This window comes from Collinsella sp. D33t1_170424_A12 (assembly GCF_015554865.1).
Classification (GTDB): domain Bacteria; phylum Actinomycetota; class Coriobacteriia; order Coriobacteriales; family Coriobacteriaceae; genus Collinsella.
Map to the genome: position 1 here is coordinate 1 of NZ_JADNJJ010000063.1, position 1,830 is coordinate 1,830.

At 55.6% G+C, this 1,830-nt stretch carries 1 protein-coding gene and 1 pseudogene; both read right to left on the reverse strand.

The window, feature by feature from the left end:
- Positions 1-496: pseudogene (locus tag I2E26_RS03225) on the reverse strand (hypothetical protein); the annotation flags it as partial.
- 60 nt (positions 497-556) lie between these two features.
- Positions 557-1,066, reverse strand: a complete 510-nt coding sequence (locus tag I2E26_RS03230; RefSeq protein WP_195419583.1) for a hypothetical protein — start codon at positions 1,064-1,066, stop codon at positions 557-559.
- Positions 1,067-1,830 lie beyond the last annotated feature (764 nt).

A 1,830-nucleotide genomic window follows, 5' to 3' on the forward strand; every position in this document is an offset into this window, starting at 1 on the left:
CCTCCTCGCCGCGATACCATTCGCGCCAGTAGCACGCACGGCAAACCTTCTCGCCGATCGCGTTCTTGTCCAAGATGTAGGCGAGGCGGTAATCCGCCTGCGTACCACACGTTAGGCACGTGGTGCGCAGCCAATCGGTCTTGCGATAGCTGCAACGCGGGCTGTACTCCTGATCGAGGCGCAGGTCAGCTTTTGCCAGCAGGGCATCGAACTCTTCGTTCGTCAGCTTCATACGACCTCCAAGCACGTTGCGGCGCCTCTGATTGTAGCGCGGCACAGGTTGGACCAGACGAGCGCTCCCGTGGCGGCGCGGATAGGCTGAGACGATGAAGCCGTTAGCATCGATACCTGTAACGATAGTGCACTCGCCTTCGTAGTAGTAGACGCGCTCGTAACCCATGCGGCTTCCAATGAGCTTAAGTTTTGTCACCAAAACTTTGTCGATCAAGGGCGCGGAATTAGGCTCGGTCTTGAGCCCCTCCTCGTTCTCGGTCATCTTGGCGGCGTAGCTCTTCCGGCAAGCTTGTCCAAGCGGCGCGTTCAATTCAAGCAAGCGCTAACCGACCTGCAGCACGATATCGTCGAATTCTGCTGGGTACTCCTTGCTGGATGGCGCCAAAGCCGTTGGGATTGTGATATCCCCGCCATCCCCAATTCGCACGTGAGCACCATCCGCGAGCTCGATATCGAGCGCCAAGGGGTGCCTGCTGGAATCCGCCCTCCAATATAGCCGCTCGATTCGCTTTCCAAAATGGACGGCAAGAGGACCAAAGGCCCTATACCCCATCCCTACACCTAAATCCGCATTCGCTGGAACAATTCCAATCGCCATGGAAATGCCCGAAACGGCAAGGACGATCAGCAACTTCTCTCCGACGCGCAAAATAACAGGCGAGTCGAAATCCCACTCATCGTCATCGAAGGCAACGTAGATGGCGTCGAGCACATGCCCCTCAAGCTCTTTCACGCACTTGCCCACAAGCTCGTTCAGCTCGTAGAGATCCTGGACGCGGGGCGACATGGGCAGATTCCAGACATCTGCTTGGAAAGCGCCTATCTGATTCATGCCATACCCTCTCTCAAGACCATTGTACTTGGCGAAATCACCCGGCAGCACATCTGAGCGAGTTCGCTTTGCGGATCGAGCAACGTTCGAGAGAAGTATGACACATTGCCGGAAAGGGCCTGCCGCTTATAGGGATGCATGTCAAGCTGGTGATCAAGAACGGTTTGGGACCATCCGCTCTCGACGATCGCCTGTCGATACCACTCGCGCCGGGCTCCAGAGCATCGTAACCAAACCCGCAGTAGCCTGCGCCACAACCTCAGCACGAGTGGTCGCAATCTCGTCTTGCACCTGGTCGAGCAAATCGAGATAATCGGAACCGCTAACAAGCATGAAGCCCGCATCGCCAATTGTGCAGCAGCCATTGCACAATTAAGCGCCTCGCTCTGGCAAGCATGGCACACGAGCCAGGCGTAACGTTGCCCCACTCTTTGAATCTCTTGCCCATCCGATGCATCCCCGATATGCACAATTCATTTGAATCACGATAACGGGCCTCCAATCGCACCATCGCACTTGGAAGGAAAAGGCGGTCAGCCACGTAACCAACGCCAAAGCAACGAACGATAATTGGAGCTTACGAATTCCAATTGAGTGATGACGACCAAAACGCTTCAAAGCGATCCGACAATTGCGATTGCCGGATCGCCGCCATACTCGACCAGACCGCCGGACACGTCTGCTAGTTGTTAAGTGCCAAGACGTTGTTTACATCTCGATGGTGACAAATAGGGAGGGCTCCCGCATGCTGTGAGTTGTCTAGA